The organism is Dietzia aurantiaca, assembly GCF_021033825.1.
In the GTDB taxonomy this organism is placed as follows: Bacteria; Actinomycetota; Actinomycetes; order Mycobacteriales; family Mycobacteriaceae; genus Dietzia; species Dietzia aurantiaca.
This window is the reverse complement of record NZ_JAIFXZ010000015.1, coordinates 57,826-83,656: the sequence shown is the minus strand read 5'-3', so window position 1 is coordinate 83,656 and position 25,831 is coordinate 57,826. Positions and strand designations below refer to the sequence as shown.

The 25,831-nt window shown below is 69.2% G+C and carries 26 protein-coding genes; 8 read left to right on the top strand and 18 right to left on the bottom strand.

The features are described from left to right. Positions 1 to 136: 136 nt before the first annotated feature. Positions 137 to 1,369 (top strand): acyl-CoA dehydrogenase family protein, encoded by a 1,233-nt coding sequence (locus K3888_RS14700; RefSeq protein ID WP_230931026.1) that lies wholly within the window; start codon positions 137 to 139, stop codon positions 1,367 to 1,369. Beyond that, on the top strand, positions 1,366 to 2,172 hold the full coding sequence (locus K3888_RS14695; RefSeq protein WP_230931025.1) for an SDR family oxidoreductase: 807 nt from the start codon (positions 1,366 to 1,368) through the stop codon (positions 2,170 to 2,172). The genes K3888_RS14700 and K3888_RS14695 overlap by 4 nt, the downstream gene beginning before the upstream one ends. A 33-nt stretch (positions 2,173 to 2,205) precedes the next feature. On the opposite strand, the gene K3888_RS14690 is transcribed toward K3888_RS14695, so the two are convergent. Next, positions 2,206 to 3,030 carry a hypothetical protein gene (locus tag K3888_RS14690; RefSeq protein ID WP_230931024.1) on the bottom strand — a complete coding sequence of 275 codons (825 nt, stop codon included), beginning with the start codon at positions 3,028 to 3,030 and terminating at the stop codon, positions 2,206 to 2,208. 102 nt (positions 3,031 to 3,132) lie between these two features. Here K3888_RS14690 and K3888_RS14685 point away from each other — a divergent pair, with 102 nt between their 5' ends. Both K3888_RS14685 and K3888_RS14680 read left to right on the top strand, forming a co-directional pair. Next, positions 3,133 to 3,720: a TetR/AcrR family transcriptional regulator gene (locus K3888_RS14685; RefSeq protein ID WP_230931023.1), complete on the top strand. Its 588-nt coding sequence runs from the start codon at positions 3,133 to 3,135 to the stop codon at positions 3,718 to 3,720. A gap of 32 nt (positions 3,721 to 3,752) precedes the next feature. Further along, on the top strand, positions 3,753 to 4,922 hold the full coding sequence (locus K3888_RS14680; protein WP_230931022.1) for an acetyl-CoA C-acetyltransferase: 1,170 nt from the start codon (positions 3,753 to 3,755) through the stop codon (positions 4,920 to 4,922). Between the two features lie 88 nt (positions 4,923 to 5,010). Here the strand turns inward: K3888_RS14680 and K3888_RS14675 are convergent, their stop codons facing one another. The 8 genes from K3888_RS14675 to K3888_RS14640 all read right to left on the bottom strand — a co-directional run bounded on the left by K3888_RS14675 (position 5,011) and on the right by K3888_RS14640 (position 12,169). After that, on the bottom strand, positions 5,011 to 5,931 hold the full coding sequence (locus K3888_RS14675; protein ID WP_230931021.1) for a hypothetical protein: 921 nt from the start codon (positions 5,929 to 5,931) through the stop codon (positions 5,011 to 5,013). Positions 5,932 to 6,126: 195 nt separating this feature from the next. Next, positions 6,127 to 6,684, bottom strand: a complete 558-nt coding sequence (locus K3888_RS14670) for a hypothetical protein (protein ID WP_230931020.1) — start codon at positions 6,682 to 6,684, stop codon at positions 6,127 to 6,129. A gap of 196 nt (positions 6,685 to 6,880) precedes the next feature. Next, positions 6,881 to 7,441, bottom strand: a complete 561-nt coding sequence (locus tag K3888_RS14665) for a hypothetical protein (RefSeq protein ID WP_230931019.1) — start codon at positions 7,439 to 7,441, stop codon at positions 6,881 to 6,883. A gap of 222 nt (positions 7,442 to 7,663) precedes the next feature. Beyond that, positions 7,664 to 8,314: a hypothetical protein gene (locus tag K3888_RS14660; RefSeq protein WP_230931018.1), complete on the bottom strand. Its 651-nt coding sequence runs from the start codon at positions 8,312 to 8,314 to the stop codon at positions 7,664 to 7,666. A gap of 260 nt (positions 8,315 to 8,574) precedes the next feature. Then, positions 8,575 to 9,696 (bottom strand): NAD(P)H-dependent flavin oxidoreductase, encoded by a 1,122-nt coding sequence (locus K3888_RS14655; RefSeq protein WP_230931017.1) that lies wholly within the window; start codon positions 9,694 to 9,696, stop codon positions 8,575 to 8,577. Further along, on the bottom strand, positions 9,693 to 10,460 hold the full coding sequence (locus K3888_RS14650) for a CoA-transferase (protein WP_230931016.1): 768 nt from the start codon (positions 10,458 to 10,460) through the stop codon (positions 9,693 to 9,695). The genes K3888_RS14655 and K3888_RS14650 overlap by 4 nt, the downstream gene beginning before the upstream one ends. A gap of 3 nt (positions 10,461 to 10,463) precedes the next feature. Then, a complete protein-coding gene (locus tag K3888_RS14645) occupies positions 10,464 to 11,306 on the bottom strand; it encodes a CoA transferase subunit A (RefSeq protein WP_372459580.1) in 843 nt (280 codons plus the stop codon). Positions 11,307 to 11,374: 68 nt separating this feature from the next. Then, positions 11,375 to 12,169 carry an enoyl-CoA hydratase family protein gene (locus tag K3888_RS14640; RefSeq protein WP_230931014.1) on the bottom strand — a complete coding sequence of 265 codons (795 nt, stop codon included), beginning with the start codon at positions 12,167 to 12,169 and terminating at the stop codon, positions 11,375 to 11,377. Positions 12,170 to 12,247: 78 nt separating this feature from the next. Here K3888_RS14640 and K3888_RS14635 point away from each other — a divergent pair, with 78 nt between their 5' ends. Together K3888_RS14635 and K3888_RS14630 are read left to right on the top strand one after the other, a co-directional pair. Next, positions 12,248 to 13,039 carry an SDR family oxidoreductase gene (locus tag K3888_RS14635; protein WP_230931013.1) on the top strand — a complete coding sequence of 264 codons (792 nt, stop codon included), beginning with the start codon at positions 12,248 to 12,250 and terminating at the stop codon, positions 13,037 to 13,039. 42 nt (positions 13,040 to 13,081) lie between these two features. After that, the gene (locus K3888_RS14630; RefSeq protein ID WP_230931012.1) at positions 13,082 to 13,999 is read left to right on the top strand and encodes an SDR family oxidoreductase; all 918 of its coding nucleotides are present in this window, start codon (positions 13,082 to 13,084) and stop codon (positions 13,997 to 13,999) included. A 385-nt stretch (positions 14,000 to 14,384) separates the two neighbouring features. Here the strand turns inward: K3888_RS14630 and K3888_RS14625 are convergent, their stop codons facing one another. The 4 genes from K3888_RS14625 to K3888_RS14610 form a co-directional block, all read right to left on the bottom strand. Then, positions 14,385 to 15,725: a beta strand repeat-containing protein gene (locus K3888_RS14625; RefSeq protein ID WP_230931011.1), complete on the bottom strand. Its 1,341-nt coding sequence runs from the start codon at positions 15,723 to 15,725 to the stop codon at positions 14,385 to 14,387. Positions 15,726 to 15,903: 178 nt separating this feature from the next. Beyond that, entirely contained in the window at positions 15,904 to 16,401 is a 498-nt protein-coding gene (locus K3888_RS14620; RefSeq protein ID WP_308282003.1) for a nitroreductase family deazaflavin-dependent oxidoreductase, read from the bottom strand. Further along, positions 16,398 to 16,985 (bottom strand): GNAT family N-acetyltransferase, encoded by a 588-nt coding sequence (locus K3888_RS14615; RefSeq protein ID WP_230931010.1) that lies wholly within the window; start codon positions 16,983 to 16,985, stop codon positions 16,398 to 16,400. The genes K3888_RS14620 and K3888_RS14615 overlap by 4 nt, the downstream gene beginning before the upstream one ends. 1 nt (position 16,986) lies before the next feature. After that, on the bottom strand, positions 16,987 to 18,153 hold the full coding sequence (locus K3888_RS14610) for a steroid 3-ketoacyl-CoA thiolase (RefSeq protein WP_230931009.1): 1,167 nt from the start codon (positions 18,151 to 18,153) through the stop codon (positions 16,987 to 16,989). Between the two features lie 166 nt (positions 18,154 to 18,319). Here K3888_RS14610 and K3888_RS14605 point away from each other — a divergent pair, with 166 nt between their 5' ends. Further along, a complete protein-coding gene (locus K3888_RS14605) occupies positions 18,320 to 19,564 on the top strand; it encodes a cytochrome P450 (RefSeq protein WP_230931008.1) in 1,245 nt (414 codons plus the stop codon). Positions 19,565 to 19,691: 127 nt separating this feature from the next. After that, positions 19,692 to 20,726, top strand: coding sequence for an alpha/beta hydrolase (locus K3888_RS14600; RefSeq protein ID WP_230931007.1), 1,035 nt, complete (start codon positions 19,692 to 19,694; stop codon positions 20,724 to 20,726). A gap of 241 nt (positions 20,727 to 20,967) precedes the next feature. Here K3888_RS14600 and K3888_RS14595 read toward each other — a convergent pair whose 3' ends face one another. The 5 genes from K3888_RS14595 to K3888_RS14575 all read right to left on the bottom strand — a co-directional run bounded on the left by K3888_RS14595 (position 20,968) and on the right by K3888_RS14575 (position 25,830). After that, positions 20,968 to 21,915: a hypothetical protein gene (locus K3888_RS14595; protein WP_230931006.1), complete on the bottom strand. Its 948-nt coding sequence runs from the start codon at positions 21,913 to 21,915 to the stop codon at positions 20,968 to 20,970. Positions 21,916 to 22,162: 247 nt separating this feature from the next. After that, complete coding sequence (locus tag K3888_RS14590; protein ID WP_230931005.1) at positions 22,163 to 23,068, bottom strand: TIGR03619 family F420-dependent LLM class oxidoreductase; 906 nt, start codon at positions 23,066 to 23,068, stop codon at positions 22,163 to 22,165. A gap of 1 nt (position 23,069) precedes the next feature. Continuing rightward, the gene (locus K3888_RS14585; protein ID WP_230931004.1) at positions 23,070 to 23,588 is read right to left on the bottom strand and encodes a nuclear transport factor 2 family protein; all 519 of its coding nucleotides are present in this window, start codon (positions 23,586 to 23,588) and stop codon (positions 23,070 to 23,072) included. After that, positions 23,588 to 24,769 (bottom strand): thiolase family protein, encoded by a 1,182-nt coding sequence (locus K3888_RS14580; protein ID WP_230931003.1) that lies wholly within the window; start codon positions 24,767 to 24,769, stop codon positions 23,588 to 23,590. Before K3888_RS14580 ends, K3888_RS14585 begins: the two co-directional genes overlap by 1 nt. Beyond that, positions 24,766 to 25,830 (bottom strand): thiolase family protein, encoded by a 1,065-nt coding sequence (locus K3888_RS14575; protein ID WP_230931002.1) that lies wholly within the window; start codon positions 25,828 to 25,830, stop codon positions 24,766 to 24,768. The genes K3888_RS14580 and K3888_RS14575 overlap by 4 nt, the downstream gene beginning before the upstream one ends. Position 25,831: the final 1 nt, after the last annotated feature.

The following is a 25,831-nucleotide window of genomic DNA, read 5'->3' as shown; positions in this document are numbered from 1 at the left end:
GGAGGCGTGTCTTGCAGCCGGGTGGTGGGTGCGTCCGGCGGTCCGTGAGCGGCATGCGGCGGACGGGGAGAGTGTCGCGACTGCCGGGTTGGGCGGCCCGATGCGCAACCAAGCAAGTGCTTGGTAGTGTGTCGGCATGACCGAGAACACCAGGCCTGCGTCGGAGATGTCCGACGACGAGTTCGCCGGCCAGTTCCGCGCCTGGCTGGACGCCAACCTCGTCGGCGAATTCGCCGAGATCAAGGGCGTCGGCGGGCCGGGCAGCGAGCACGAGTTCTTCCCCCAGCGACTGGCCTGGGAGCGACACATGGCCGCCGCGGGCTGGACCTGTGTCGGCTGGCCGGTCGAGTACGGCGGCCGCGGCGCGAGCCTGAGTCAGCAGGTGCGCTTCCACGAGGAGTACGCCAAGGCCGACGCCCCGGCGCGCGTGTCCCACCTGGGCGAGACGCTGCTCGGACCGACACTCATCGCGCACGGTACGCAGGAGCAGAAGGACCGCTTCCTGCCGAAGATCGTCGACATCGCCGAGCTGTGGGCCCAGGGCTACTCCGAGCCGGGCGCCGGCTCCGACCTGGCCAACGTCGCCACCACCGCCCGGCTGGGCGAGGACGGCAAATGGCACATCGACGGCCAGAAGGTGTGGACCTCGCTCGCGCACCTGAGCCAGTGGGCGTTCGTCGTGGCCCGGACCGAGGAGGGCACGAGCCGCCACAAGGGACTGAGTTTCCTGCTGGTGCCGCTCGACCAGCCGGGCGTCGAGATCCGTCCCATCCAGCAGCTCACCGGCACCTCCGAGTTCAACGAGGTGTTCTTCGACGACGCGGTCACCGACGCGTCGATGATCGTGGGGGAGCGCGGCGAGGGCTGGAAGGTCGCCATGACGCTGCTCGAGTTCGAGCGCGGGGTGTCCACGCTCGGCCAGCAGGTCGGGTTCGCCCGCGAGCTCGACGAGATCACCCGGATGGCGCACGCGAACGGCAGCGCGCAGGACCCGGCAGTGCGCGAGCGCATCACCCGCGCCTGGATCGGCCTGAAGGTCATCCGCGCCCACGCCCTGCGCACGCTGGCCGACCGCGACCCCACCGGCGGCACCGCCTCGGCGGCCAAGCTGCTGTGGGCCAACTGGCACCGCGACCTCGGCGAGCTCGCGATGCTCGTCCAGGGTGCGGAGTCGCTCACCGGGCCCACCGAGACGTCCGAGGGTGCACCCAACGACCTGCGTGACCCCGAGAACGTGGAGCTGGCGCTGTGGCAGCGGCTGTTCCTGTTCACCCGCTCCGACACCATCTACGGCGGATCCAACGAGATCCAGCTCAACATCATCTCCGAGCGCGTGCTCGGACTACCCCGAGAGGCCAGGCCGTCATGACCGAGCAGAAGTCCCCCCTCGCCGTCGTTCCCGAGGAAACCCCGGGCCACGGCCTGCTCAAGGGTAAGAAGGTCGTGGTGACCGCCGCGGCCGGTACCGGCATCGGCTTCTCGTCCGCCCGCCGCGCCGCGCTCGAGGGCGCCGACGTGCTGGTCTCCGACTTCCACGAGCGGCGCATGAACGAGGCCCGCGACGCGCTGGCCGCCGAGTTCCCGGGCCAGCAGTTCGAGGCGATCACCTGCAACGTGCAGTCCACCTCCGACGTGGACGCGCTCATCACCGGCGCCGCGGAGAAGCTCGGCCGGATCGACGTGCTGATCAACAACGCCGGGTTCGGCGGCGAGGCCGAGCTCGTCGACATGACCGACGAGGACTGGGACCGCGTCCTGGACATCACGCTGAACGGCACGTTCCGCGCGACCCGCGCCGCGCTGCGCTACTTCCGCGACGTGCCGCATAACGGCGTGATCGTCAACAACGCCTCCGTGCTCGGCTGGCGCGCGCAGCGGGCGCAGGCCCACTACGCCGCCGCCAAGGCCGGCGTCATGGCGCTGACCCGGTGCTCGGCCATCGAGGGGGCGGACTACGGGGTGCGGATCAACGCCGTGGCGCCGTCGATCGCCCGGCACAAGTTCCTCGAGAAGTCCGCCTCCTCGGATCTGCTCGACGAGCTGGCCTCGAAGGAGGCCTTCGGCCGCGCCGCCGACGTGTGGGAGGTCGCCGCGACCATCGCGATGCTCGCCAGCGACTACACCACCTACCTCACCGGCGAGGTCGTCTCGATCTCTTCGCAGCGCGCCTGACCTCCGCGGGACTCCGCGTCGCGGCAGGGGCGATCAGTCCGCGGCGCGGACCTTCTCCGCCTGCTTGACGAACGTGTCCATCGCCGTGGCCTGGGCCTCCGGCGAGACCTCGCTGGCGGGGATGGTCGCGGTGACGGACACACCGATCCCGCGGACCGTGCCGGTGACGATGAGATTCCCGCTGGTGACGTTCTGGCCCATCATGTCCATCGAGCTGTCCTGCTGGACTGCGACGAAGTTCTCGACCCCGGCGGGGGCCTCCACGTCCAGCACCGTGTTGGCGGTCTCGGTGACCAGATCCTGGCCGCCTTCGCCGAGCGGGAAGCTGACGGTCATGACCGGGCAGTCCTCGATCGCCGCGGCGCGATCGGGCAGGCCGTCGATCACCGTGGTGACGGCCACCGCGTAGGCGATGTCGTCCTTCTGCCCGGCCTGGATGGCCATCGTCCCCGGCTCGGACTGCGCCATCAGGGTGTCCTGGCTGAACTCCGCGCAGTGCGGCGGCTCGACCTTCAGCCCCTCCGTGAGGCCGCCGATCATGTCCATCCCGCCGGCGATCTCCTCCGGGGACACCGGCTGCAAACCCAGGTCGGGAGCGTCCGCCGCGGTGAGGATCAGCTGGTCGAGCGCCGTGGCGGGGGCGGCCTGGGAATCCGCTTCCGCCTTCGTCGACTCCGTGGGCTCGGCCGACTCGGTGGCCGAGCTCTGCTGGGTGGCGGAGGTGTCGGTGGCCGCGGTGTCGTCGTCGACCTCCCCGATCGTGCAGGCGGACAGGCCCAGGGCCAGGCCGAGCGCTGCGGACGCGGCGAGGAGGCGGCGGCCCCGCCGGCGGGGCAGGGTGGTGGCGGAGGAAGTCATGGAGCAGAGTCTAAGCAGGGCGGCCGCCCGGCGGGCGGTGGCGGTGGCGCGTCAGGCGCGGTCAACTGCCCAAACAAGTGCTTGGTTGGTATTGTGTCCGGTATGACCGCCACGAACAGACGCGACGAGCTCCTGTCGATCGCGGCCGGACTCTTCGCGGAACGCGGCCTGCGCGCGACGACCGTGCGCGACATCGCCGACGCCGCCGGCATCCTCTCGGGCAGCCTCTACCACCACTTCAAGTCCAAGGAAGCCATCGTCGACGAGATCCTCCGCGGCTTCCTCGACGCGCTGTTCGGCGACTACCGGCGCATCGTGGACTCGGCGTCCGGACTGGGCCCGCGCGAGACGCTGGAGGCGCTGGTGGAGGCGTCGTTCGAGGCCATCCACGAGCACCGCGACGAAGTGGCGATCTACCAGGACGAGGTCAAGCACCTGCGCGGCAACGCGCGGTTCGACTACCTGGGCGAGCGCAACACCGAGTTCCGCGAGATGTGGACCGGGGTGCTGCGACGCGGCATGGAATCCGGCGACTTCCGCGACGACCTCGACGTGCGCCTGACCTACCGCTTCCTGCGCGACACCGTCTGGGTCGCGGTGCGGTGGTACCGCCCCGAGGGGGACGACGACCACGGCGCGATCGCCAACCAGTACCTGAACATCGTGCTCGACGGACTCGCCGTCAACTGAAGAGCCCCAGCACCACCGAGGAGACACCAGCCATGACAGAAGTGACCGGCCGCGAGGCCTACGTGATCGACGCCGTCCGGACGCCGGTGGGCAAGCGCGGCGGCAGCCTGGCCGCACAGCACCCCGCCGACCTCGGTGCCCACGTGATCAAGGCCGTCGTCGAGCGCACCGGCATCGACCCGGAGGTCGTCGACGACGTGATCTTCGGCTGTGTCGACACCATCGGCCCGCAGGCCGGCAACATCGCCCGTTCGTCCTGGCTCGCCGCCGGCATGCCGCTCGGTGTCCCCGGCACCACCGTCGACCGCCAGTGTGGCTCCAGCCAGCAGGCCATCCACTTCGGCGCCCAAGCCATCATGTCCGGCACCCAGGACGTGATCCTGTTCGGTGGCGTCCAGAACATGAGCGCCCTGCCCATCTCCTCGGCCATGCTCGCCGGCCGCGAGTACGGCTTCGACGACCCGTTCTCCGGCTCCACCGGCTGGACCGAGCGCTTCGGCACGCAGGAGATCTCGCAGTTCAACGGCGCCCAGATGATGGCCGACAAGTGGGACATCTCCCGCCGCGAGATGGAGGAGTGGGCGCTGCAGTCCCACAACCGCGCGCGTGCCGCGATCGCCGAGGGCCGCTTCGGATCCGAGTACGTGCCGATGGCCGGCCTCGAGGCCGACGAGACCACCCGCGAGACGACGCTCGAGAAGATGGCCTCGCTGCCCGTGCTCGCCGAGGGGGGTTCGCTCACCGCGGCCGTCGCGTCGCAGATCTGCGACGGCGCCTCCGCCGGCCTGCTGGCCTCCGCCGAGGCCGTCGAGAAGTACGGACTCACCCCGCGCGCCCGCATCCACCACATGACCGTCCGCGGCGACGATCCGGTGATGATGCTGTCCGCGCCCATCCCGGCCACCAAGCATGCGCTGGCCAAGACCGGCCTGACGATCGACGACATCGACGTGGTGGAGATCAACGAGGCGTTCGCCCCCGTCGTGCTCGCGTGGATCAAGGAGACCGGTGCCGACCCGGCCCGCGTCAACCCCAACGGCGGCGGCATCGCCCTGGGCCATCCCCTCGGCGCCACGGGTGCCAAGCTGTTCGCCACCCTGCTGAACGAACTCGAGCGCACCGGCGGCCGTTACGGCCTGCAGACCATGTGTGAGGGCGGCGGTACTGCCAACGTGACGATCATCGAGCGCCTCGACCGCTGATCTACAGGGCCTTCTGAGCCCAGCCCTGAGCCCCGCGCCGGATTTCTGGCGCGGGGCTCTCGCGTCTCGCGCGTTCGAGGCCCACCTGTCAGGAGCCGGGGAAGCTCATGTCGCCGACACTGTCACTGAGGCCGTCGGCCAGCGGGATGATGCTGCCGACGTCGATGCTGCTGCCGTTGCTCGAGCCCTCGGGGAGCTCGGCACTGCCGGTCACGCTGCTGGTGTCGAGCGCTCCGGTGCTGGCGCCGTCGATGATGCCTTGACCCGACCCTGCAGCGGCCTCGCTTCCCGAGCTGCCTGCATCGGCGTTCACGCCGAGGCTTCCGCTCGTGACGTCGGCGATGCTGCCGTGGAACCCGATGTCGACGGTGCTGCCCTGGTCTGATCCCGAGGCGCTGCCCAGTTCGATCATCCCGTCCGCCGAGCCCACGCCTAGCTCGGCGCTCCCGAGGCCGATGCTGCTGCCCTCGGCGCTACCGGAGCTTCCGACGCTTCCGGTGACGCTGCCCTCGAACGCCCCCAGCGGGTTGCCGACCTGGGTGAGGAAGAGGTTGATCTCCATCGGTGCGTCGTCCCTGCCGCCTACGCAGACCACGGGGGCGGCATAGAAATCGTCCCGTACGTGTTCTACTTCCAGGGTGCCCGCGACTCCCGGGAGCGTGACTGGGGAGAGAGTATTGGCCAGGAGCAGGATGGTCACCTGGTCATTCAGGTCGCCGAGGGCGGCGATGATGTTCGTGATGTCTCCGTCGAGCAGCGGGATGACATCTCGGGCGACATCGGGGATGGCATACAGCGGGACGAGTGCGCCAGCACAGGACTGGCCGAGTACAGGGGGCCAGCCGAGCTTGCCCGGAATCGGGTTCTCGATTCGGACGGATACCCGGTTGTCCTCCACCGCCGGAAGGGATATGTCCGCGGCGAGTGCTGCGCCGCTTCCGGCGAGAGCCATGCCGACCACGATGGCCACTGACGCCGACAGGTAAGTGATTCTTCTGACTGTGCGCATCTGTTCTCCCGAGGCTTGGCCCTTGCCTCGTGAAGATACGCATAACCGTGGTCGTCGTGGCATGAATGGCTGTTCGGGGAGCACGCTGCGAGTTGCCGGATCGGGGACTCGGAACGACGACGCGAGCCCCGCACCTCGGCAGGGGGTGCGGGGCTCGCGGGGTTCAGCGCGTCAGCGTGCTGACGAGAGGATCGATCAGGAGCCGGAGCTGCTCGATCCGGTGCCGTTGTCGGTGGGTGCGGCGGGGCCGCCGATGCCGGTGCTGCCGGAGGCGCTGCCGGCGAAGGCCTCCATCGGGTTGCCGACCACGGCCGGGAACAGGTGGGGCTCCATCGGGCCGGCATGGCCCATGCAGATCACGGCGAGCGCGTAGATGTTCGAGGGCACGTTCTGGGCGGACAGCCAGCCGTCCTGGCCGGGGATCGTCATCGGAAGCTGGAAGATCCCGGGGATCCCGGGGCCGTTGAGAGCGATTACGTCGGGGTTGTTGCCGAGTGCCGCGATGATGGGCATGAGGTTGCCGCCCCCGGCGACGGCGGCGCCGGCGATGTCGGCCGCAGCGTACGGCGGGACGAGCATGCCCATGCAGGTCTGGTTGGGCAGCGGGGCGGTGACGTGCACGTTCACCGTGTTGCCCGCGATGTGGACGAACGGCGTCGCGGCGTTGGCGGCGCCGGCGCCGGCGACCGAAATGCCCGCGGCGGCGGTGGCGGCGACAGCGAAGCCCGCGGCTGCCTTCTTCAGGTTGGTCATGGGAAGCTCCTTAAAGGGTGCCTTGAAAACAGTGGTCTCCCTCACTGAGTCGCTCAGCGGACTGTAAGTGTTACATCAGCGGAGGCTCCGTATCGGCAAATTGACCGATCGCCTTTCTCGACCCACACGACAACGCCCGGCCCGCAGAAGCGGACCGGGCGTCTCAGTCTCAGTTGGAGAGCAGTGGGTCTGGCCGTCACTCGCCGCCGACTGCGGAGGACAGGATGGCGCCGAGGCCGCTCTCGTCGCCGCCCTGCAGGAGCGAGGACGCGGTGTCGAGCAGGCCGTCCGAGCTCAGCCCGCTGATGATGTCGAGCGGGTTGCCGACCGTGACGAGGTCGGTGCCCGGCTCGGACAGGTCGGACAGGCAGACGGAGACCAGCATGTACGCGCCGCTGGGCACGTCTGTCGCCGTCACGGTGCGGGTCGTGGCGTCCTCGCCGAGGCGGACCGCGGCCGCGTTGCCGTTCTTCAAGACGGTCACGCCCTGGATCGCGTCGATCGTCTCGAACGCGTTCCCGAGGTCGCCGCCCCCGAGCTTGGAGAGAATCTCGGCCAGTGCGTTCGGCGGGATGAGGGCAGCGCCGCAGGTGTCTCCAAGCTGACCGTCCTCAAGGGTGAAGGTGGCGGAGACGGTGTTGGCGTCGACATCGTGGTCGAAGGTGGTTGCCGAGGCGACGCCGGCGCCGGCGAAGGCGAGTCCGGACGCGGCGGCGAGGACGCCGAGGCTACGAAGGGCGGTACGGGACTTCGACATGAAGGGCTCCGATCGGAGATGAGGGGAGGAGATGCGCGAATGAAGGCCAGATCTGGCCAGCGCTCGTTCGCTGATCAATCTTAACTGGACTCTCAGCCTCCTGAAAAGGGTTCGCGGCCAAGAAGACTCGACGGGGGTGGCCGGCTGCGCGCCAAGTACCTGTGGATACGACGACGCCCAGCCGGTCCGACCGGCTGGGCGTGATCGACGTGCAAGGAAGAGTTACTCGGCGTCGTCCGTAGCGGACGACAAGGTTCCGAGGAGGTCGCCCCCCTCGCCGCCGCCGATGGCAGACGACAGGATGCCGCCCAGGCCGCTATCGTCGTCGCCCTGGAGGAGGGCCGAGCCGGTCTCAAGGATGCCGTCTGAGCTCATCGTGTTGAGCGCGTCGAGGGGGTTGCCCACGAGCATGGGCTCGATGTTGGGTGCGAAATCCTCGTCGAGAAGGTCGGACCCGCAGATGGTGACGAGCATGTACAGGTTGGAGGGAACGTCCTCGGCGGAGACGGTGCCCGACGGGTTCAAGACTGGAGCCAGCGCGACCACGGGAGAAATCCCGTCCTTCAGCGCGATGACCCCGTCCGTGGCGTCGAGGGCCGAGAAGATCGCAGGGATCGCGGTCGCGGGGTTGCCGTTGGCGATCTCGCCTATGGTCCCGGCCAGCCCGGCGATCGCGGTGGGCGGAATGAGAGCGGCACCGCAGGCGTCCCCGTCGAGCAATCCGCCATCGAGCTCGAACGTCACGCTGACGTCGTTGCCGTCGACGGTGTTCTCAGAGGTCGTGGCCATTGCGGCGCCTGCTCCGGCGACGGTGAGGGCGGTGGCGGCGCCGAGCACGGCGGCCGAACGGGCGAAGGTACGGGTGACAGTCAAGGGGGTCCTCCGGGGAGTGGCAGGCGAGACGGTCCCCGCCGCTGGCGATAAGGCTGTGCTCACGTTAACTGAGGATTCGATGAATAACTCGCAATACGCTTTATCTCCGTGCGCCGGTCAGGGCCGAGGTCGACAAGACAGAAGGGTGCGCGCCCAGAATGGTCCATTCTGGGCGCGCACCCTCGTCGTTAGCGCGCGATCCGGGCGCGTAGGTCCTGGACGCGGAGGTTCCGGGACGCGGAGTGGTGCGCCTGGCCGGCTCAGCCCAGCTCGCGCAGCGCGCCCAGGCGGCCGTGCGCCTGCGTCATGATGCGCTGGATGAGCTCGTCACAGCTGGGCAGGTCCTCGATCATGCCGACCACCTGCCCGGAGGCCAGCACACCGGCCTCGGTGTTGCCCTCGACCAGGCCGGCCTTGAGCAGCATCGGTGTGTTGGCGGCCATGACGATCTGCTGCCACGTGCGCTCGGACGACTTCTTCATGTTGAGGCCGTCCTTGGCCAGCTGCTGCCACTTCATGCCGGTCATGGCCTTGAACTTGTTGGCGTTCTGCACGGCCGCGACCATGCCCTTGACAGGGCTGCCGGACTCGAGCGCGTTGACCAGCCCGGTGCGCAGCACGCGGTGCGGCATCCCGTCGACGCGGGTCGAGACGACCGTGTCCTGCAGGCCCCGCTCGAGGTACTGCTGCTTGACCGCGTTCGGCACCTGCGAGTCGCTGGTCAGCAGGAAGCGCGTGCCCATCGCGACGCCCGCGGCGCCGTAGGACAGCGCCGCGACCAGGCCGCGGCCGTCGAAGAAGCCGCCGCCCGCCACCACGGGGATCGACGTGTTGCCGGCCCCGCCCAGGGCGTCGATGACGCTGGGGAGGAGCAGCGTGGTGGCGACCTGGCCGGTGTGACCACCGCCCTCACCGCCCTGCACGATCACCGCGTCCGCGCCCCAGGACGCGACCTTCACGGCGTGCTTCGCCGCCCCGATCGAGGGGACGACGACGAGGCCGTTCTCCTTCAAACGGGCGATCAGCTCGGGCTTCGGTGCGAGCGCGAACGACGCCACCTTCACCCCGTGGCGGATCATCAACTCGCAGCGCTCGGCGGCGTCCTCGGCATCGGCCCGGAGGTTGACACCGAAGGGCTTGGAGGTGAGTTCCTTGGTCCGGATGATGGCGGCCTCGAGCTCCGAGTACGTCATGGTCGCGGACGCGATGATGCCCAGGCCGCCGGCGTTGGCGGTGGCGGCCGTTAGCTCGGGACCGGAGACCCAACCCATGCCCGTCTGGACGATCGGGTACTCCACGCCGACGAGACGGGTGAAGTCCGTCGACAGTGTGGCGGCGCGAGCGGTGGCGGAGGTGCCAGTGGCGGCGTCGTCGTCGCTCACTTCTTCTCCTCCGCGGGGACCTCACGGTTACGGAAGCCGCGCGGGTCGATCACCTCGCGGATCAGACGCAGCTCCTCCGCGGACGGGTCGCGCGTGACGCCCGCCTCGGCCAGACCGGCAACCTCGAAGCCCGTGTTCTGCGCGACCTCCTCGGCCGTGACACCCGGGTGCAGGGTGACGGCGCGCATCGTGCGGCCGGGGCCGCCGAAGTCGAACACACCGAGGTTGGTGACGACCTTCGGGATGTGGTGGAAGCGGAAGGCCGGGTCGCCCTCGGTGTAGCGGTCGTAGCCGATGCCGCACACGATGTCGACCTTCTCGGCGAAGACGCGGGTGCTGTGTTTGCCCACCCAGTAGCTGGTGGCGTGGGCGATCGTGTTGCCCGGCGCGCCTCGCAGGCCGAACATCTGGCGCGTCGGCTTCTGGACGTCGTCGCCGAATGCCGACAGGTTCTGGTTGCCGTACTTGTCGATCTGGTTGGCGCCCATCACCACGTGGCGGGTACCGGCCTGCAGCACGTCGAAGACGCGCGGGAACGGGATGTAGCCCTCGAAGTCGATGAGCTTGCCCAGCGGCGGGGTCTGGCCGAGGAAGCGGTACTCGCCATCGGTGATGAGCAGGTCCGGCTCGGTGGTCATCCGCGCGAGGCGGGCGCCCAGGGTGGCCATCGGGGTCATGGGGGAGGCGAAGATCTCCCCGGCGCCGGCGAAGATCTCGGCGCAGGCGATCGCGCAGTACTCGGCGCGCGTGATGTTCTCGCTCACGTGTCAGCCCTCCTTCTCGGCCGCGACCTTGGCGGCGAACTTGGTTACGGCCTCCTGGTACGCGGCCTCGTCGCCGGACAGGAACTCTTCGGTGAACGCGGCCCAGGACTGCTCGTCCTTGGCGGCGGCCGCGTAGTGCTTCTGGAACGCCTCGTCGCGGCCGTAGCCGCCGGCGAACGTGAAGTGCGCGCCGTTCGGGGCCTCGGAGACGGTGTCGACGAACATGCGGCTGATCAACATGCGCTGCGGGCCGACCTCGTTCATCAGCGCATCCGCCGAGTCGACGATCTCGTCGGTCTCGAGCAGGACCGTGTCGGCGGCCATGGCGTACAGGTCGTCGAAGTAGCCGTCGGCTCCGGTGAACGCGGCGTTGCCGTGCTTGTCGGCCTTGTCCAGGTGGATGAGCGCGGCGTCCATGCGCAGCGCGGGCATCGCGACCAGGGTCTCGGTCTTGCCCTCGAAGTCGTACGGGGAGTCGACGGTCTTGAGCTCGTCACCCCAGAAGCGGAAGACGTCCGAGCCCAGGCCGGCGCGCGTGGGCAGGAACGGCAGGCGTTGCGCGGCGGCGGTGAGGCCGGCGCGGACCATGCCCTCGTCCATCTCGCGGGAGATGATCGAGCCCTCGGTGCGGCGCTTGGCGAACCACGGGTCGTAGAACGGCGCCGAGTCCAGGGTGACGAAGCCGTAGTACGCCTTCGAGACCTTGCCCGCCGAGCAGAGCAAGCCGAGGTCCGGGCCACCGTAGGTGATGACGGTCAGGTCGGTGAGATCCTCGCGGCGGAGGATCGCGCGGACCAGGGCCATCGGCTTGCGCCGCGAGCCCCAGCCGCCGATACCGATGGTCATACCGCTCTCGAGGCGTGCGACGGCCTCGTCGAGGCTCGTGCGCTTGTCGCGCGGGGTGGGGGTCGTCGTCACTTGTTCTCGCCCGTCCTCTCGGATTGCTTGACTCGTTTATCCAGGTTCGTACCGCTCTTGACGAACTCGTCCCGGTGCTCATCGGCCACGCCGGCGAGGTTGAGTTCGAAGGTGAAGCCCTGCTCCATGCGGTACGAGGACTTCACGTCGACCGGGTCGATGTGGTTGATGGCCTCCTTGGCCGCCCGGATCACGCGGGTGTCCTTGGCGGCGATCGCCTCCGCCAGCTCGCGGGCCGCGGCGTCGAGCTGGTCGCGGGGGACCACCTCGTACACCGTTCCCCAGTTGTGCAACTGCTGGGCGGTGACGTTGCGGGAGGTGAAGTACAGCGTGCGCATCATGTGCGGCGGCACCATGCGCGCGAGGTGGGTGGCCGCGCCGAGGGCGCCACGGTCCACCTCGGGAAGCCCGAACACTGCGTCGTCGGAGGCGATGATGCAGTCCGCGTTGCCGACGAGCCCGATGCCGCCGCCCACGCAGAAACCGTTCACGACGGCGATCACGGGGACCGCGCACTCGTAGACGGCGTTGAAGGCCACGTAGCAGCCGCGGTTGGCGGCCAGCAGGTGGTCGAAGCCCTCGAAGTCCTGCATCTCCTTGATGTCGACGCCGGCGTTGAACCCGCGGCCCTCGGCACGCAGGATTACGACGTGGACCTCGGGGTCCCGGCCGGCGGCCAGGATCTGCTCGCCGAGTTCGAACCAGCCCGCGGACGGGATGGCGTTGACGGGGGGATAGTCGACGGTGACGGTCGCGATGCCGTCTGCGCCCTTGTCGACGCTGATGCCCATTGGTGCTCCCTTCGCACGCCACCGCCGCCTGAGACGGTCCGGTGACTAACCAAACGCTTGCTTGGTAGGCTAGCACGCATGACGAACATCGATCTTGGTCTGGCGGGGAAGGTAGTCCTCGTCACCGGAGGCGTCCGAGGCGTCGGCGCCGGCATCAGTCGGGTATTCAGAGATGCCGGCGCCGTCGTCGTCACCTGCGCCCGGCGACCCGCCGACGAGGGCTCCGATGTCGCGGACCTCGAGTTCCACCCGGCCGACCTCCGCGACCCCGACGCGGTCCGCGCGATGATCGACGCGATCGTCGCCAAACACGGCCGCCTCGACGTGGTGGTCAACAACGCCGGCGGCGCCCCGTTCGCGCTGGCCGCCGACGCCAGCGCGAACTTCCACGCCAAGATCGTCGCGCTCAACCTGCTGTCCGCGCTGACCGTCGCGCAGGAAGCACACCGGGCGATGACCGCCGACGGGCCCGACGGCCAGATCGGCGGCGTGATCGTCAACATCTCGTCCGTCTCCGGCCACCGCCCCTCTCCCGGCACTGCCTCCTACGGCGCCGCGAAGGCCGGCATCGACTCGCTCACCCAGTCGCTGGCCGTCGAATGGGCTCCCGCGGTGCGCGTGAACTCCGTCGTCGTCGGCCCCGTGAAGACCGAGCTCGCCGAGTTGCACTACGGCGATGCCGAGGGCGTGGCCGCCGTCGACGCCACCATCCCCATGGGGCGCATGGCCGAGCCCGCCGACGTCGGCCGGGCCGCCGCGTTCCTCGCCTCGCCACTGGCCGCCTACATCACCGGCGCCGAGCTGCTGGTCCACGGCGGCGGCGAGAAGCCCGCGTTCCTCTCGGCCTCCACCGCCGAGAACAAGCACTGACCGAGAACACCCGCACAGCTCACCTCAACCAAGGAGATATCAATGGGAATCTGCGACGGACGCGTCGTCATCGTCACCGGCGCCGGCCGCGGAATCGGCCGTGAGCACGCGCTGGCCTTCGCCGCCGAGGGGGCGAAGGTCGTCGTGAACGACCTCGGCGCCGGCATCGACGGCACCGACGTGGGGGAGCACCCCGCCGAGCAGGTCGTCGCGGAGATCAAGGCCGCCGGCGGCGAGGCCGTGATCAACGGTAACGACATCTCCTCGTGGGAGGGCGCGCGCGAGCTCGTCCAGCAGGCCATCGACACCTTCGGCGGGCTCGACGTGCTGGTCAACAACGCCGGCTTCCTGCGCGACAAGATGCTCGTCGGCATGTCCGAGGAGGAGTGGGACAAGGTCACAGGCGTGCACCTCAAGGGCCACTTCGCGCCGCTGCGTCACGCCGCCGAGTACTGGCGCGCCGAGTCCAAGGCCGGGCGCCCGCGGGCCGCGCGCGTCATCAACACCTCCTCGGGCGCCGGGCTGTTCGGCTCGGTCGGCCAGGGCAACTACGCCACCGCCAAGGCCGGCATCGCGCTGCTGACCATCCAGACCGCGGCCGAGATGAAGGGCTACGGCGTCACCGCCAACGCGATCGCCCCGTCCGCCCGCACCCGCATGACCACCTCCGCCGGTGACGCCATGGCCGCGCAGATGGCCGCCCCCGAGGACGGTTCGTTCGACGTGATGGACCCGGCCAACGTCTCCCCGCTGGTCGTGTGGCTGGGCTCCGAGGAGTCCGGCGACGTCTCCGGCCGCGTCTTCGAGGTCGAGGGTGGCAAGGTCACCGTGTGCGACGGCTGGCAGCGTGCCGCCTCCGAGGACAAGGGCGCCAAGTGGGATCCGGCCGAGCTCGGCTCCGTGGTCCCGCGTCTGCTGTCCGAGTCCCCGACGCCGGTCCCGGTCTACGGCGCCCGCTGATCTGACGCCGGGCCCCAGTGCCGGGCCCGCCAGGCCTGGCCCGCTGACGTTCGTGCCCAGTCCGAGCTCCGGCCCGGACACCCGGCCCGCCTCGCGCGGTTGCAAGACATCGCCGTCCGCTTGCACGACAGATTGGTCGGAAATCCGGTCTGGAAACGCATCTGACGTCGTGCAGGTGGTGAGCGCTGTCTTGCAACCGGGGTTCGGGTGGCGTTGGGCGAGCGGCGTGGATCTGGTTGGGGCCGCGCGCTGCGCCGGCGCCTACCAGTTGCTACTGGTGCGCGCGGCGTGCGGAGGTCATGAAGGCACACCGTGAGCGAACAAGACGGAGCCCCGCACCTTTCGAGGTGCGGGGCTCCGTCAGTTACCGGCCGACCGGATCAGGTCAGGGGCGCGGGCAGTTCTGGGCGTCGACCGAGCCGAGGCCGGCGAGCTGGTCGATCTGCGCCTGCGGCAGATCGCACAGCGGGAAGCCCGGCAGCGGCGGAAGCTGGACATTGGCGCCGGCGACGGCACCGACAGCCGCGCCGCCGAGGGCAACAGCGCCGCCCAGCGACAGGATCGGCAGCAGGCCGCCGCCGACGCTCGTCTCGACACTGGTAACCGATTCCATCGAGGCATCGAAGGCGACGTCGGAGCCGGCGTTCGTCGACGCCGTGGCTCGCAGCGAGCCGTTGTCGGCGGAGGCGGTGCCGTTCAGGGAGCCGTTCTCGAGCGACCCGGTGAACGCGGTAAGCGAACCGTTGACCGCGGTCAGGTCCCGAGAAGAACCGACAACCGTATTAGCGCTGTCGCTGGCGATCGTGGTGATCGCGTCCGAGCTCTGGCCGGTCGAGCCACCGTTACCGGTTAGCGAGCCGAGCAGGCCGGTGTCCGGGCCGGCGACCGAATTCGAGACCATGCCGATAGAACCCGAAATGTTCTGCGTGATCAGGCCGCCGGTGAGAGAACCGAGGACGCCGGTGGTCGGGTCGGTGAGAGACCCCGAGGCATCGCCGATTGAGCCAGCAGTCTCATTGGTGATGGCTTCGAGAGAGCCGCCGCCCTCGATCGAGCCGGAGATCGCGCCGCCGATGTCTCCGAGCGAGCCACCAACGGGGTCTGTGATGTCACCGGACGAACCGAGCGAGCCGGTGATGCCCCCGCCGATGTCGGTCAGGGAGCCACCGAGGGCCTGAGTGATGTCGCCCGCCGAGCCGCCGGTGGTGACGGAACCGGAGATGGCGCCGAGGACTCCTGAGAGCGAACCGCCGGTGCCGATGGCATCCGCGATGGCCCCGGTGATCGCGGTAGCGGAGCCGGTGTTGTCGATGGAACCGGTGAGGGCTTCGGTGAAGTCGCCCGTGGAGCCACCGACGGAGTCGCTAGCGCCCGTCACTGACCCGGTGATGTCATTGACCGAGCCAGCGGCGTTGGTGAGAATCCCGGATAGGGATCCGCCCCCGACAGACCCGGCGATTCCGTCAGCGATCGTGTCTGCAGAACCACTGATATCCGCGGAGCCGCCGAGGGCTTCGGAACCGGCGCCGATGCCTTCGGTCGAACCGGAGGGGATCACGTCGGCAGAACCGGGGATAAGGCCTTCGCTCGAGCCTGGGATGAGTCCGTCAGACGAGCCGGGCAGTTCGATGCCCGGCAAGAGCTGGGCATTAGCGACTCCCGTGGCGCCGGACATCGCGAGGGCCGCCGTGGCGGCGGCCGCGGCGGCCCTGGTCATCTTCTTCATAAAAGTGGATCCTCTCGGCGAATCGCGGCACCAATGTGCCCTTTGAGACATGAGAATCCCCTGAATATGAACTTTTGTCAATGCCGCCACGCGAGATGGTCGGAGCAATCAGTGTTCACGCTGTACATCACTGTTGACGTGGGCGATATCGCAAATCAGCCATTCGGCGAGCGCTCGGCTAGCGCGCGGGTTCGCAGATCACCACGGGTATGACGCGGCTGGTGTTTGCCTGATACTCAGCGAAATCCGCGTAACGCTCGACGAGCCGAGGCCACAACTCCGCCCGCTCGGCCGGAGAGGCCTCCCTCGCCGTCATCGATCTGACCCGGCGACCCACCTGAACGGTGACGGCCGGGTCCACCAGGACGTTGCGGTACCACTGCGGATGAGAGGGCAGCCCGCCCTGCGACGCGACCAACAGGACGCTGTCGCCGTCCGGGAGGTGCAGCAACGGGACCGTGCGTGGTTCGCCGGATTTACGGCCCGTCGTCGTCACCAAACACACCGGTACCGGCGCCCGCAGCGCCGATCCCACACGCCAGGTCCCACCGATCCGGCCGCCCGTGCGCTGGTACAGCCACGTGTTGGCCCGCGACATCACCTTGATCACGCCGACGACCCACGGCGCGCCACGCCGCGGGTCGTCGGTGCCGGTCTCGGGCTGCTGATCCGTCACTTGCCGCCGGCCATCGGCGCGCGGACGATCACGTGCTTGCCGGGGAAGAACGCCGCGAGCTCACGGCGGCTCTCCTTGAGCGACAGCAGGCCGTAGCCCTTCTTCCGCTCTTCCGGGTGGATCCAGATCGCAACGTCAACGTCGCCGTCGTTGACCTGCTCGCCGAACACGAGTCCCACCTGGGTGCCCCGCGCGCCGTCGACGGCGACGAACCACATCGCGGACTCCGAGTCGATCCGCTTCAGGCCCTCGCGGCGCTCCTGCTCCGTGCGGCTCTCGTCCCACGTGCCGCCCGTCGCCGACGAGGCGTCGGTCGAGCGCGCCTTGTACAGCGCATTGTGCTCGTCCGAGTCGCGGAACGGGTGCAGGGCGAAGCTCGACGGACTCGAGGCTTCCGGCTGCTCGGTGGTCGCGCCGACGAACGACTCGAGTGGGGCGCGCAGGACCTCGCGCGCCTCGTCCGCCGAGACCGCCAGGAGGTGGGACACGGCCTTGACCGCGTCGTCCGTGCCGGTGGCGGACGAGATGGCGGCAAAGATCTCCTGCCGACGTCCCGCGGCCGCCTCGATGACGTTGCTGCTCATGTCAGATCCTCTCGATGATGCTGGCCGAGGCCTGGGCGCCTCCCGCGCACATCGTGATGAGCGCGCGCTCGCCGTCCGTGCGCTCGAGCTCGTGCAGGGCGGTGGTGATGAGCCGCGACCCGGTGCTGCCGACGGGGTGGCCGATCGCGATGGCGCCCCCGTTGACGTTGACCTTGTCCATGTCGGGCCCGTGCACCTGCGCCCAGCTTAGGAGGACCGAGGCGAACGCCTCGTTGCATTCGAAGAGATCGAAGTCGGAGATCGACATACCGGAGCGGTCGAGGACGCGCTGCGTGGCCTGGACCGGGCCGTCGAGGTGGTACTCGGGCTCGCCACCCACCAGCGCCTGGTGGACGATGCGCGCGCGGGGCTTGAGGCCGTGCGCCTTCGCGACGTCCTCGTCCATGAGCAGGACCGCGGCCGAGCCGTCGGACATCTGGCTCGAGGTGCCGGCGGTGTGCATGCCGCCCTCGAGGACCGGCTTGAGGCCGGCGAGCGCCTCGGCGGTGGTCTCCCGCAGGCCCTGGTCGCGGGTGACGGTCACCGTCTCGCCGGTGTAGGTGCCGTCCTTGAGGCGCTCAGGGGCGTCGACGGCGAAGGTCTCGCGATCGAATCGGCCTTCGTCCCACGCGCGCTTCGCATTGGCCTGGGACCGGACGCCCAGCTCCTCGAGGTCGGCGCGGCTGAGTCCGCGACGCTCGGCGATCCGGTCGGCAGCCGTGAACTGGTCGGGGAGGTCGATGCTCCAGTCATCGGGGCGGGGCATGCCGTTCTCACCGTTCCCGACGGCCGCGCGGAGCGCGATCCAGCTCATCGACTCGACGCCACAGGCGATGCCGACGTCCATTGCGCCCGCGTGGATGAGGTTGGCGATGAAGTGGTTGGCCTGCTGCGCGGACGAGCACTGGCAGTCGATGGTCGTGCACGCGGTCTGCCAGGGCAGGCCGGAGGCGAGCCAGGCGCCGCGGGTGACGTTGTTGCCCTGTGCGCCGGCCTGGGTCACGCAGCCGCCGACGACCTGCTCGACCAGGGCGGCGTCGATGCCTGCGCGGCGGATGACCTCCTTCTGGGAGGCGCCCAGCAGGTGCGCGGGGTGGAGGCCCGACAGCGCGCCGCGTGCCTTGCCGATCGGGGTACGTACGGCCTCGACGATGACGGGATTTCCCATGGTTTTCCTTCCGGGAATCCGGCCGGAGGTAGACCTGGCCGGAACTGAACGTGTTCTAGTATGGTGCGTGGAACGTGTTCTAGATTACAGCCCGGGCGAGGGGTTCGCAGTATCCGGGTTGTGGGAGTGAACACCTGACGCAAACCGACGCGGCCAAGGAGTGCCAGTGCAGCCAGTCACCATTCCCGAGGGGTTCGACTTCACCGACCCGGAGCTCTACCAGAAGCGCCTTCCGCATCCGGAGTGGATGCACCTGCGGCAGACCGAGCCGATCTGGTGGTGCGCCAACGAGCCGGGTGCGGACGGGTACGACGACGACGGCTACTGGGTCGTCACCAAGCACGCGGACGTCAAGGAGATCTCCCGGCGCACCAACGAGGTCTTCTCCACCTGGGAGAACACCGCTATCCCGCGCTTCGCGCCCGGGACCGAGCGCGAGATCGTCGAGATGACGCGCTTCCTGTTCATCAACCAGGACGGCGACGAGCACAAGAAGTACCGCCGCATCATCTCGAAGGGGTTCACCCCGCGGAACATCGAGAAGATGCGTGAGAACCTGGCCGAGAAGGCGCGGAGCATCGTGGAGACCGCTGCCGCCAAGGGCGGGGGAGACTTCATCACCGAGGTGGCCTCCGAGCTCCCGCTGCAGGCCATCGCCGAGCTCATCGGTATCCCGCAGGAGGACCGCCACCAGATCTTTGAGTGGTCCAACAAGATGACCAGCTACGACATCCCGGAGCTGGCGGACGAGTCCAACGCCGCCAACGCCGAGATCCTCGGCTACGCCATGGAGTTGGCCGCCAAGCGCGAGGTCGACCCGCGGGACGACCTGGTGACCAAGCTGGTCCAGGCCGACGTCGACGGCGAGCAGCTCACCGCGGACGAGTTCGGCTGGTTCGTGGTGCTGCTCGCGGTGGCCGGCAACGAGACCACCCGTAACGCGACAACCCACGGCATGATCGCGTTCCTGGAGAACCCGGACCAGTGGGAGCTGTTCAAGGCCGAGCGCCCGGAGACCACCTACGACGAGATCCTCCGCTGGGCCTCGCCGATCTCCTCGTTCCAGCGCACCGCCACCGAGGATGTCGAGATCGGCGGCGTGACCATGAAGAAGGGCGACCGTGCCGCGATCATGTACGGCTCGGCGAACTTCGACGAGGAGGTGTTCGAGGACCCGTTCAGCTTCAACATCCTGCGCGACCCGAACCCGCACCTGACGTTCGGCGGGAACGGCCCGCACTACTGCATCGGCGCCAACCTGGCGAAGCTGCAGATCGAGCTGATCTTCAACGCGATCGCGGACCACATGCCCGACATCACCTCGATGGGCGACGCGACCCGCCTGCGTTCGGGCTGGCTCAACGCCATCCAGGACTGGAAGGTCGACTTCAAGTGCCCGGTCCGGGCCTGATCGACTAACCCACAGCACGCACGGTGACGGCCCCGGCGCACCGCCCACCCGGGCGGAGCGCCGGGGCCGTCGGCGTCTCCTTCGACAATCGCGCCGAATCCCCGACAGAACCAGGCAGGGTGACACCATGATCGACCCCCGAATCGACGACCCGTCCTTCCTCGAGCACCGCCACATCGACCGCGACGGCGTGGGCATCCATTTCGTGGTCGCCGAACCGAGCGCGTCCGCAGACCAGCGCCCGGGCACCGTCGCACTGGTTCACGGTTTCCCTCACTTCTGGTTCACGTGGCACCGCATGATCCCCGTCCTCGTGGACGCCGGGTGGCGGGTCATCGCGCCGGATCTGAGGGGGATGGGCGGCTCCGACGCGCCCACGAATGTCGAGGACTACGCGCCGCGCGAGGTGGTCGACGACCTGATCGCGGTACTCGACGATGCACTCCCGGAGTCGGAAAAGGTCGTGCTGGTGGGCTTCGACTTCGGCGCGGGCGTGGTCTACGACGCCTGCCACCTGGAGCCGGGGCGGGTGCGCGCGGTGATCGGTATGGAGAACCCCTTCATGGGTACCGCCGGGTCGGTCTCGCCTCTGGAGGGCTCGGCGATGATTGCCGAGAAGCACTTCCTGCACCTGCACTACTTTGCACAGCCGGGCGTCGCCGAGGCCGATCTCGAGGGCCACGAGCGCGACTTCCTCGCCCGCGTGTTCTGGGCCCTGTCCGCCGACTACCACTACCTCGATGTGTGGCAGCACCCGTCGGGCTCGACCTACCTCGATGCGCTGCCCGAGGCGCCGGAGCTGCCGTGGCGCTGGCTCACCGCGGAGGAGCTGGACCGCTACGAGACCGAGTACGTCCGCACCGGGTTCGCCGGTCCGCTGCAGTGGTACCGCGCGATGGACGTGTCCTGGTACGCCCGGAAGGAGTTCGAGCGCCAGACCAACCCCGTGCCGTACTACTTCGTCTACTCGGAGCACGACCCCGACCTCGAGGGATTCCACGGCCGCGAGCCGCTGAAGAAGCTCGACCGTTATCACGACGACGTCCGCCAGGTCCGCAGCGTGCCGCGGGCCGGACACCTCATGCATCTCGAGGCCACCGAGGACACCCACCGCGAGATCCTTGCCTGCCTCGACGACATCGGAGCGAACATCCCGGTGTAATCGTCGAGGCCGCCACCTCGCCATCGCCAGCGCCTTTTGCCACCGCTGGGCCGCCCTCGCCGCCAGGCCGCCCTTTGCCATCGCTAGGCCGCCCTCGCCTCCGCCAAGCGGCCCCTCGCCGCGGTTGCAAGACACGAGTACGCGGTTGCACGACGCCAGTTGCGTTTCAGACGCGGCTTTTCGCACCAGCTGTCGTGCAAACGATGGGGGATGTCTTGCAACCGCTGCGGGATTGGCGGTTTCAGGTGCGAGGGCGGTTCTGAGCGCGGGTGTACGCGTTCGTGATGTGGCGCATCGCCTCGTCAGGCTTCATGTCCTTGACGATCCGCACGACCTGCCACCCGAGATCGGTCAGCCTGGCGGTGATGCGTAGGTCCCGCCGCCACTGGTCCTCGTCACCGTGGTGCCTGCCGTCGTAGAAGATGGCGACCTTGTCCGAGGCGTAGGCGAGGTCGGCGATCGTGATCCGCTCACCTGTGGGCTCAAAGATCTCGAGTTGAGAAGTCGGCCGGGGGAGCGGCGACCGTTCGATGCGGAGTCGCAGCAATGTCTCCTGCGGTGACTGCGCACCGGCATCGCATGCGTCCAGGAGTCTTGCGACGGTCGATGCGCCATGCAGGCCATGCATGCGTCCCGCGGCCGCGGCGACGGCGACCAGAGAAGTGCCGGTGGTGAAGCAGAGCGAATCGATCACGCAGATGCGCAGGTCGCCTCCGCGGATCCATCTGGCCGTGTCCACGGCTGTGCGAGCAGGGGCGGTGACGCGTAGCCCACCGATCTCGCAGATGTCCTCGCTCGGCACCGGGCGGCGAAGTGAGCGTTTCCGGATCCCGCGCGGAGGCCGCGGTTCGGCTGCAGTGAACACATCGATTCCGCCACGGACCCTTTCCCCGGAGTACGACGTCTCGCCGTGAAGGTAGGCGGCAGCCCAGCCTCCGATGATCGCGTCCGACGGAGCCCACATGCCGACTGCGCGGATGATGTCCCAGTTGGTCAGCGGTTCGCCCTTCGCGACGTAGACACCGGGGAAGATTGCGTGGAATTTGGCACGGAGTGCGTAGCGGGTGACGAGCCCGGCGGCCAGAGCATCGGCGCCTGCGAACGGTTTGCCGGTCGACACCGCATCCGCCAATGATGCGGGGACCGGGACGGGTGGGCGGGTGTCTCCGCCCCAGCGAGTGCGTGCCATGAGGCAATCGTGAATGGCGGCGACGTCTCGGAACAGGCAGAAAGCGGCCACTGTGGATGGAGTCGACGACTATCCACAGGAGCTGCGGGTCGCCATATCCCGCGCTCCCAAGCCGGTACCGCCCACAACAACCCCGCGGTTGCAAGACATCACCCCGCAGCTGCAAGACCAGCGGTGCGAGAAACAGCTCAGTAATCGCACTAGATGTCTTGCAGCTGCGGGGTGATGTCTTGCAACCGGGGAACTGTTAGCCGGTCAGGCCGTACTTCGCGCCGAAGTTCGCGATGGACTCGAGCTTCTGCTCGGTGGAACAGTCGAAGCCGTGTCCCTCGACCATCCAGGGCATCACGATGATGTCCGTGACCCCGGCCTCGGCCAGCTCGGTGAAGCCGCGCGTGCCGAACTTGTCCAGGCAGACCACCTGGATGGCGAAGGGCTTGCCGTCGCCGCGGTCGGCGAGCGAGCGGCCGCTGGCCTCGAGCAACTCGCCCAGGCGTGTGACGGTGGCCGCGATCTCGTCGAACTTCATCATCGCGCTGGTCCAGCCCTGGCCGATCCGCGCCGCCCGCTTGAGGGCGATCTCGGTGTGGCCCCCCACGTAGAACGGCACCTGCTCGGACGGGGCCGGGGTGAAGATGAGCTCGTCGAAGTCGAAGTGGTCGCCGTGGAACTCCATCCACTCGCCCTTCAGCGCCTCGCGCATGATGGCCAGAGACTCGTCGGTGCGCTTGCCGCGGCCCTTGAACGGGGCGCCGCACCACTCGAACTCGTTGGGATCCCAACCGATCCCCACGCCCAGATCGAGCCGGTTGCCGGTGAGCAGCGCGACCGAGGCGACCTGGCGGGTCAGCAGCAGCGGGTTACGCGGCCCGACCTTGAGGACCTGCGGGGAGAACCGGATGGTCGAGGTGGCCCCGCCCATGGCGGCGGAGGCGATCAGCGGCTCGACCCACTGCGTGTTCTCGTCCCACATCCGCGAGCCGTCCGGCGTGTACGGGTAGTCCTTGTCCTGTCGACGCGGATGGAACAGCGAATCCGGCAGCACGACCCGGTCGAAACCGGCGGCCTCGGCGCCGCGGGCGATCGAGATGTACTGGTCGACGGGGGAGAAGGAGACGGGGACGGAGAACTCGACGTCCACCACGCGTGCCATGTCAGGTGTCCTTCCGGAGGGCGCCGGCGATGGCCGCCCTGTCATCGTCGGTCAGCGGACGCAGGCCCGATGCCATGGCGACGTCCTGCTCCCAGAAGGCGCGGAGGGAGACCAGGCGGCCGTCGGAATCGACGCGGTAGTCCACGGCGATGTCGATCTCCATGATGTTCTCGCCCATATGGGTGCGCATGGTGCCGATGCACAGTATTTCGTCACCGACGGCGATCCCGCGGTCGAAGCGGAACTCGATGTGGTCCGGGGTGGCCACGGCCTTCTCCCAGAACTCCAGCAGCCGCTCGGTACCGCGGTGGCCGACGCCCTCGGAATCGAACATCGACGGGCCCACGGGGTCTTCGATGCATCCCTCGGGCGACCAGCCGGCGATCCAGGCGTCACGGTCACCGGCATTGGTCGCGGCCCACGATCGGCGGGCGGCGGCGTAGGCGGGGCTCGCCAGGGCGGCCGCGCTCAACTCGAGTGGCCGGTACTGGCCGGACTCGTCCAGGTAGGGATTGCTCATCACTTTCGCTCCGTTCCCACGACCCACATCGAGAAGTACTGCGAACCCCCACCGTAGGCGTGCCCGAGGGCCTTCCGGGCGTCGGGGATCTGGTGCTCGTCGGCGCGATTCATCACCTGGCGGGCCGCCTCGGCGAACCGCAGCATGCCAGAGGCGCCGATCGGGTTGGAGCACAGGACGCCGCCGGACGGGTTGACCGGCAGCGAGCCGTCGCGCGCGGTGGCGCCGGACTCGGTCATGCGCCAGCCCTCGCCGGGGGCCGCGAACCCGAGACTCTCCAGCCACATGGGCTCGAACCACGAGAACGGGACGTAGATCTCGGCGGCGTCGATCTCCTCGGCCGGGTTGGTGATCCCGGCCTCGGCCCACAGTGCGGCCGCGGCGTCGCGGCTGGCCTGAGGGTTGGCGTAGTCGCGCCCGGCGAAGGTGCCCGGCTCGGTGCGCAGGGCGGTGGCGTGGATCCAGGCGACCTGGCGGCCCTCGGATTCCACGGCCTCGGCGGCGTCGGCGTCGCCGATCACGATCGCGCACGCGCCGTCGGAGGACGGGCAAGTCTCGTCGAAGCGGATCGGGTCCCACAGCATCTGGCCTTCGAGCACCTTGTCCACGGTGATGTCGGGCTGCTTGAGGTGCGCGTACGGGTTGATGGAGCCGTTGAGCCGGTCCTTGACCGCGACCATGGCGCCCACGTGCTCGGGGGCGCCGGTGCCACGGATGTAGGAGCGCACGTGCGGGGCGAAGTAGCCGCCAGCGCCGGCGCCGACCGGCGCGGTGAACGGCACGGGCAGCGACAGGGCCCACATGGCGTTGGACTCGGACTGCTTCTCCCACGCCACGGCCAGCACCCGGCGGTACCGACCCGACTGGACGTGGGACGCGGCCACGATCGCGGTGGATCCACCGACGGAGCCGGCGGTGTGCACGCGAAGCAGCGGCTTGCCCACGGCGCCCAGGGCGTCGGCCATCATCAGTTCGGGCATCATGACGCCTTCGAACAGGTCGGGGGCCTTGCCGACGATCACCGCGTCGATGTCGTCCCAGCTCACCCCGGCGTCGAGCATGGCGGCGTCGATGGCCTCGCGGCAGAGGCCGGCCATGGAGACGTCGGTGCGGCGGGAGACGTGGTGGGTCTGACCGGTGCCGAGCACGGCGGCGGGCAGGCCGGAGCTGTGGGCGCTCATGCGGTGCGTCCTTCCAGGAGGCAGATGAGGTTCTGCTGCAACAGATGGCCGCTGGTCGCGTGGGCCAGCGCGCGCTCGGTGCGGCCGGACCAGATGGCCTCGGCGGCGTAGCCGATGCGCTCGAGCCCCGCAGAGAACAGCGGGTCGGCGACCAGCGAGCCGCCCGACGGGGTCACCGCGACGTCGTCGGCCAGGCCCAGCGCCGCGCGTAGGAGCAGTTCCTGGTGCGTGTACTGGGTGTGCAGCTCGGCGACGCCGACGCCGCCCAGGTCGGGACGGTCCGACGACGACGAGCCCGTCGCTCGGGCCGCGGCGGCTCGGGTCGAGGGCGAGTCGGTGAGATCGCGCGCCCCGAACTCGGCGGAGTCGGCGATGTGCTCGATCCCCGAGATGTAGGCGGGGTTGTCGACCAGCTCACGGGCGCGGTCGCCGGAGGCGAGGATGATCGCGCCGGCGCCGTCGGTGACGGGCGGGCAGTCGTGGCGCCGTAGCGGGTCGGCGACGTACGGCTCGTCCAGCAGTCCGGCGGCGTCCCGGCCGTGTGCGCGGGCGGCGACGGCGGCCATCTCGGCCTCCGACCAGCGTCCGGCGTCGATGCCGGACCGGGCCTGTAGTGCGGCCACGTGGTGGCGGCCCGGCCACAGCGGGGCCACGGTGTAGGGGTCGAGCTGCAGCGCGAGCGCGGTGTCGAGGTCGGTGCTGGCCGAGGCCTTGCCGAAGCCGTAGACCAGCGCGGTGTCGGCGTGACCGGCGGCGATCTTGAGGTAGGCCTCGAACAGCGCCCAGGCGGCGTCCATCTCGACGTGCGACTCGGAGATCGGCGGCACGGCGCCGATCGAGTCGACGGCGGAGATGAAGGAGAAGGCGCGGCCGGCCAGGTAGTCGGACGAGCCCGAGCACCAGAACTCGATGTCGGTGCGGTCGAGGCCGGTCTGCCGGTAGCACTCGGCGAAGACGGGGGCGAGCATCTCGACACCGTTGGTGGTGCCGAACGTGGACTCGGAATGGCGGGCGTGGGCGAAACCGATGACGGCCACGTCCCGGGGAGCAGTGTGGGTCACG

Bases quoted from the DNA above. Each gene is read 5' to 3' on its own strand.
- K3888_RS14700 (WP_230931026.1), top strand. From the start codon at position 137: ATGACCGAGAACACCAGGCCTGCGTCGGAGATGTCCGACGACGAGTTC.
- K3888_RS14695 (WP_230931025.1), top strand. From the start codon at position 1,366: ATGACCGAGCAGAAGTCCCCCCTCGCCGTCGTTCCCGAGGAAACCCCG.
- K3888_RS14690 (WP_230931024.1), bottom strand. From the start codon at position 3,030: ATGACTTCCTCCGCCACCACCCTGCCCCGCCGGCGGGGCCGCCGCCTC.
- K3888_RS14685 (WP_230931023.1), top strand. From the start codon at position 3,133: ATGACCGCCACGAACAGACGCGACGAGCTCCTGTCGATCGCGGCCGGA.
- K3888_RS14680 (WP_230931022.1), top strand. From the start codon at position 3,753: ATGACAGAAGTGACCGGCCGCGAGGCCTACGTGATCGACGCCGTCCGG.
- K3888_RS14675 (WP_230931021.1), bottom strand. From the start codon at position 5,931: ATGCGCACAGTCAGAAGAATCACTTACCTGTCGGCGTCAGTGGCCATC.
- K3888_RS14670 (WP_230931020.1), bottom strand. From the start codon at position 6,684: ATGACCAACCTGAAGAAGGCAGCCGCGGGCTTCGCTGTCGCCGCCACC.
- K3888_RS14665 (WP_230931019.1), bottom strand. From the start codon at position 7,441: ATGTCGAAGTCCCGTACCGCCCTTCGTAGCCTCGGCGTCCTCGCCGCC.
- K3888_RS14645 (WP_372459580.1), bottom strand. From the start codon at position 11,306: ATGACCATCGGTATCGGCGGCTGGGGCTCGCGGCGCAAGCCGATGGCC.
- K3888_RS14640 (WP_230931014.1), bottom strand. From the start codon at position 12,169: ATGGGCATCAGCGTCGACAAGGGCGCAGACGGCATCGCGACCGTCACC.
- K3888_RS14635 (WP_230931013.1), top strand. From the start codon at position 12,248: ATGACGAACATCGATCTTGGTCTGGCGGGGAAGGTAGTCCTCGTCACC.
- K3888_RS14630 (WP_230931012.1), top strand. From the start codon at position 13,082: ATGGGAATCTGCGACGGACGCGTCGTCATCGTCACCGGCGCCGGCCGC.
- K3888_RS14625 (WP_230931011.1), bottom strand. From the start codon at position 15,725: ATGAAGAAGATGACCAGGGCCGCCGCGGCCGCCGCCACGGCGGCCCTC.
- K3888_RS14615 (WP_230931010.1), bottom strand. From the start codon at position 16,985: ATGAGCAGCAACGTCATCGAGGCGGCCGCGGGACGTCGGCAGGAGATC.
- K3888_RS14610 (WP_230931009.1), bottom strand. From the start codon at position 18,153: ATGGGAAATCCCGTCATCGTCGAGGCCGTACGTACCCCGATCGGCAAG.
- K3888_RS14600 (WP_230931007.1), top strand. From the start codon at position 19,692: ATGATCGACCCCCGAATCGACGACCCGTCCTTCCTCGAGCACCGCCAC.
- K3888_RS14595 (WP_230931006.1), bottom strand. From the start codon at position 21,915: ATGGCACGCACTCGCTGGGGCGGAGACACCCGCCCACCCGTCCCGGTC.
- K3888_RS14590 (WP_230931005.1), bottom strand. From the start codon at position 23,068: ATGGCACGCGTGGTGGACGTCGAGTTCTCCGTCCCCGTCTCCTTCTCC.
- K3888_RS14585 (WP_230931004.1), bottom strand. From the start codon at position 23,588: ATGAGCAATCCCTACCTGGACGAGTCCGGCCAGTACCGGCCACTCGAG.
- K3888_RS14580 (WP_230931003.1), bottom strand. From the start codon at position 24,769: ATGAGCGCCCACAGCTCCGGCCTGCCCGCCGCCGTGCTCGGCACCGGT.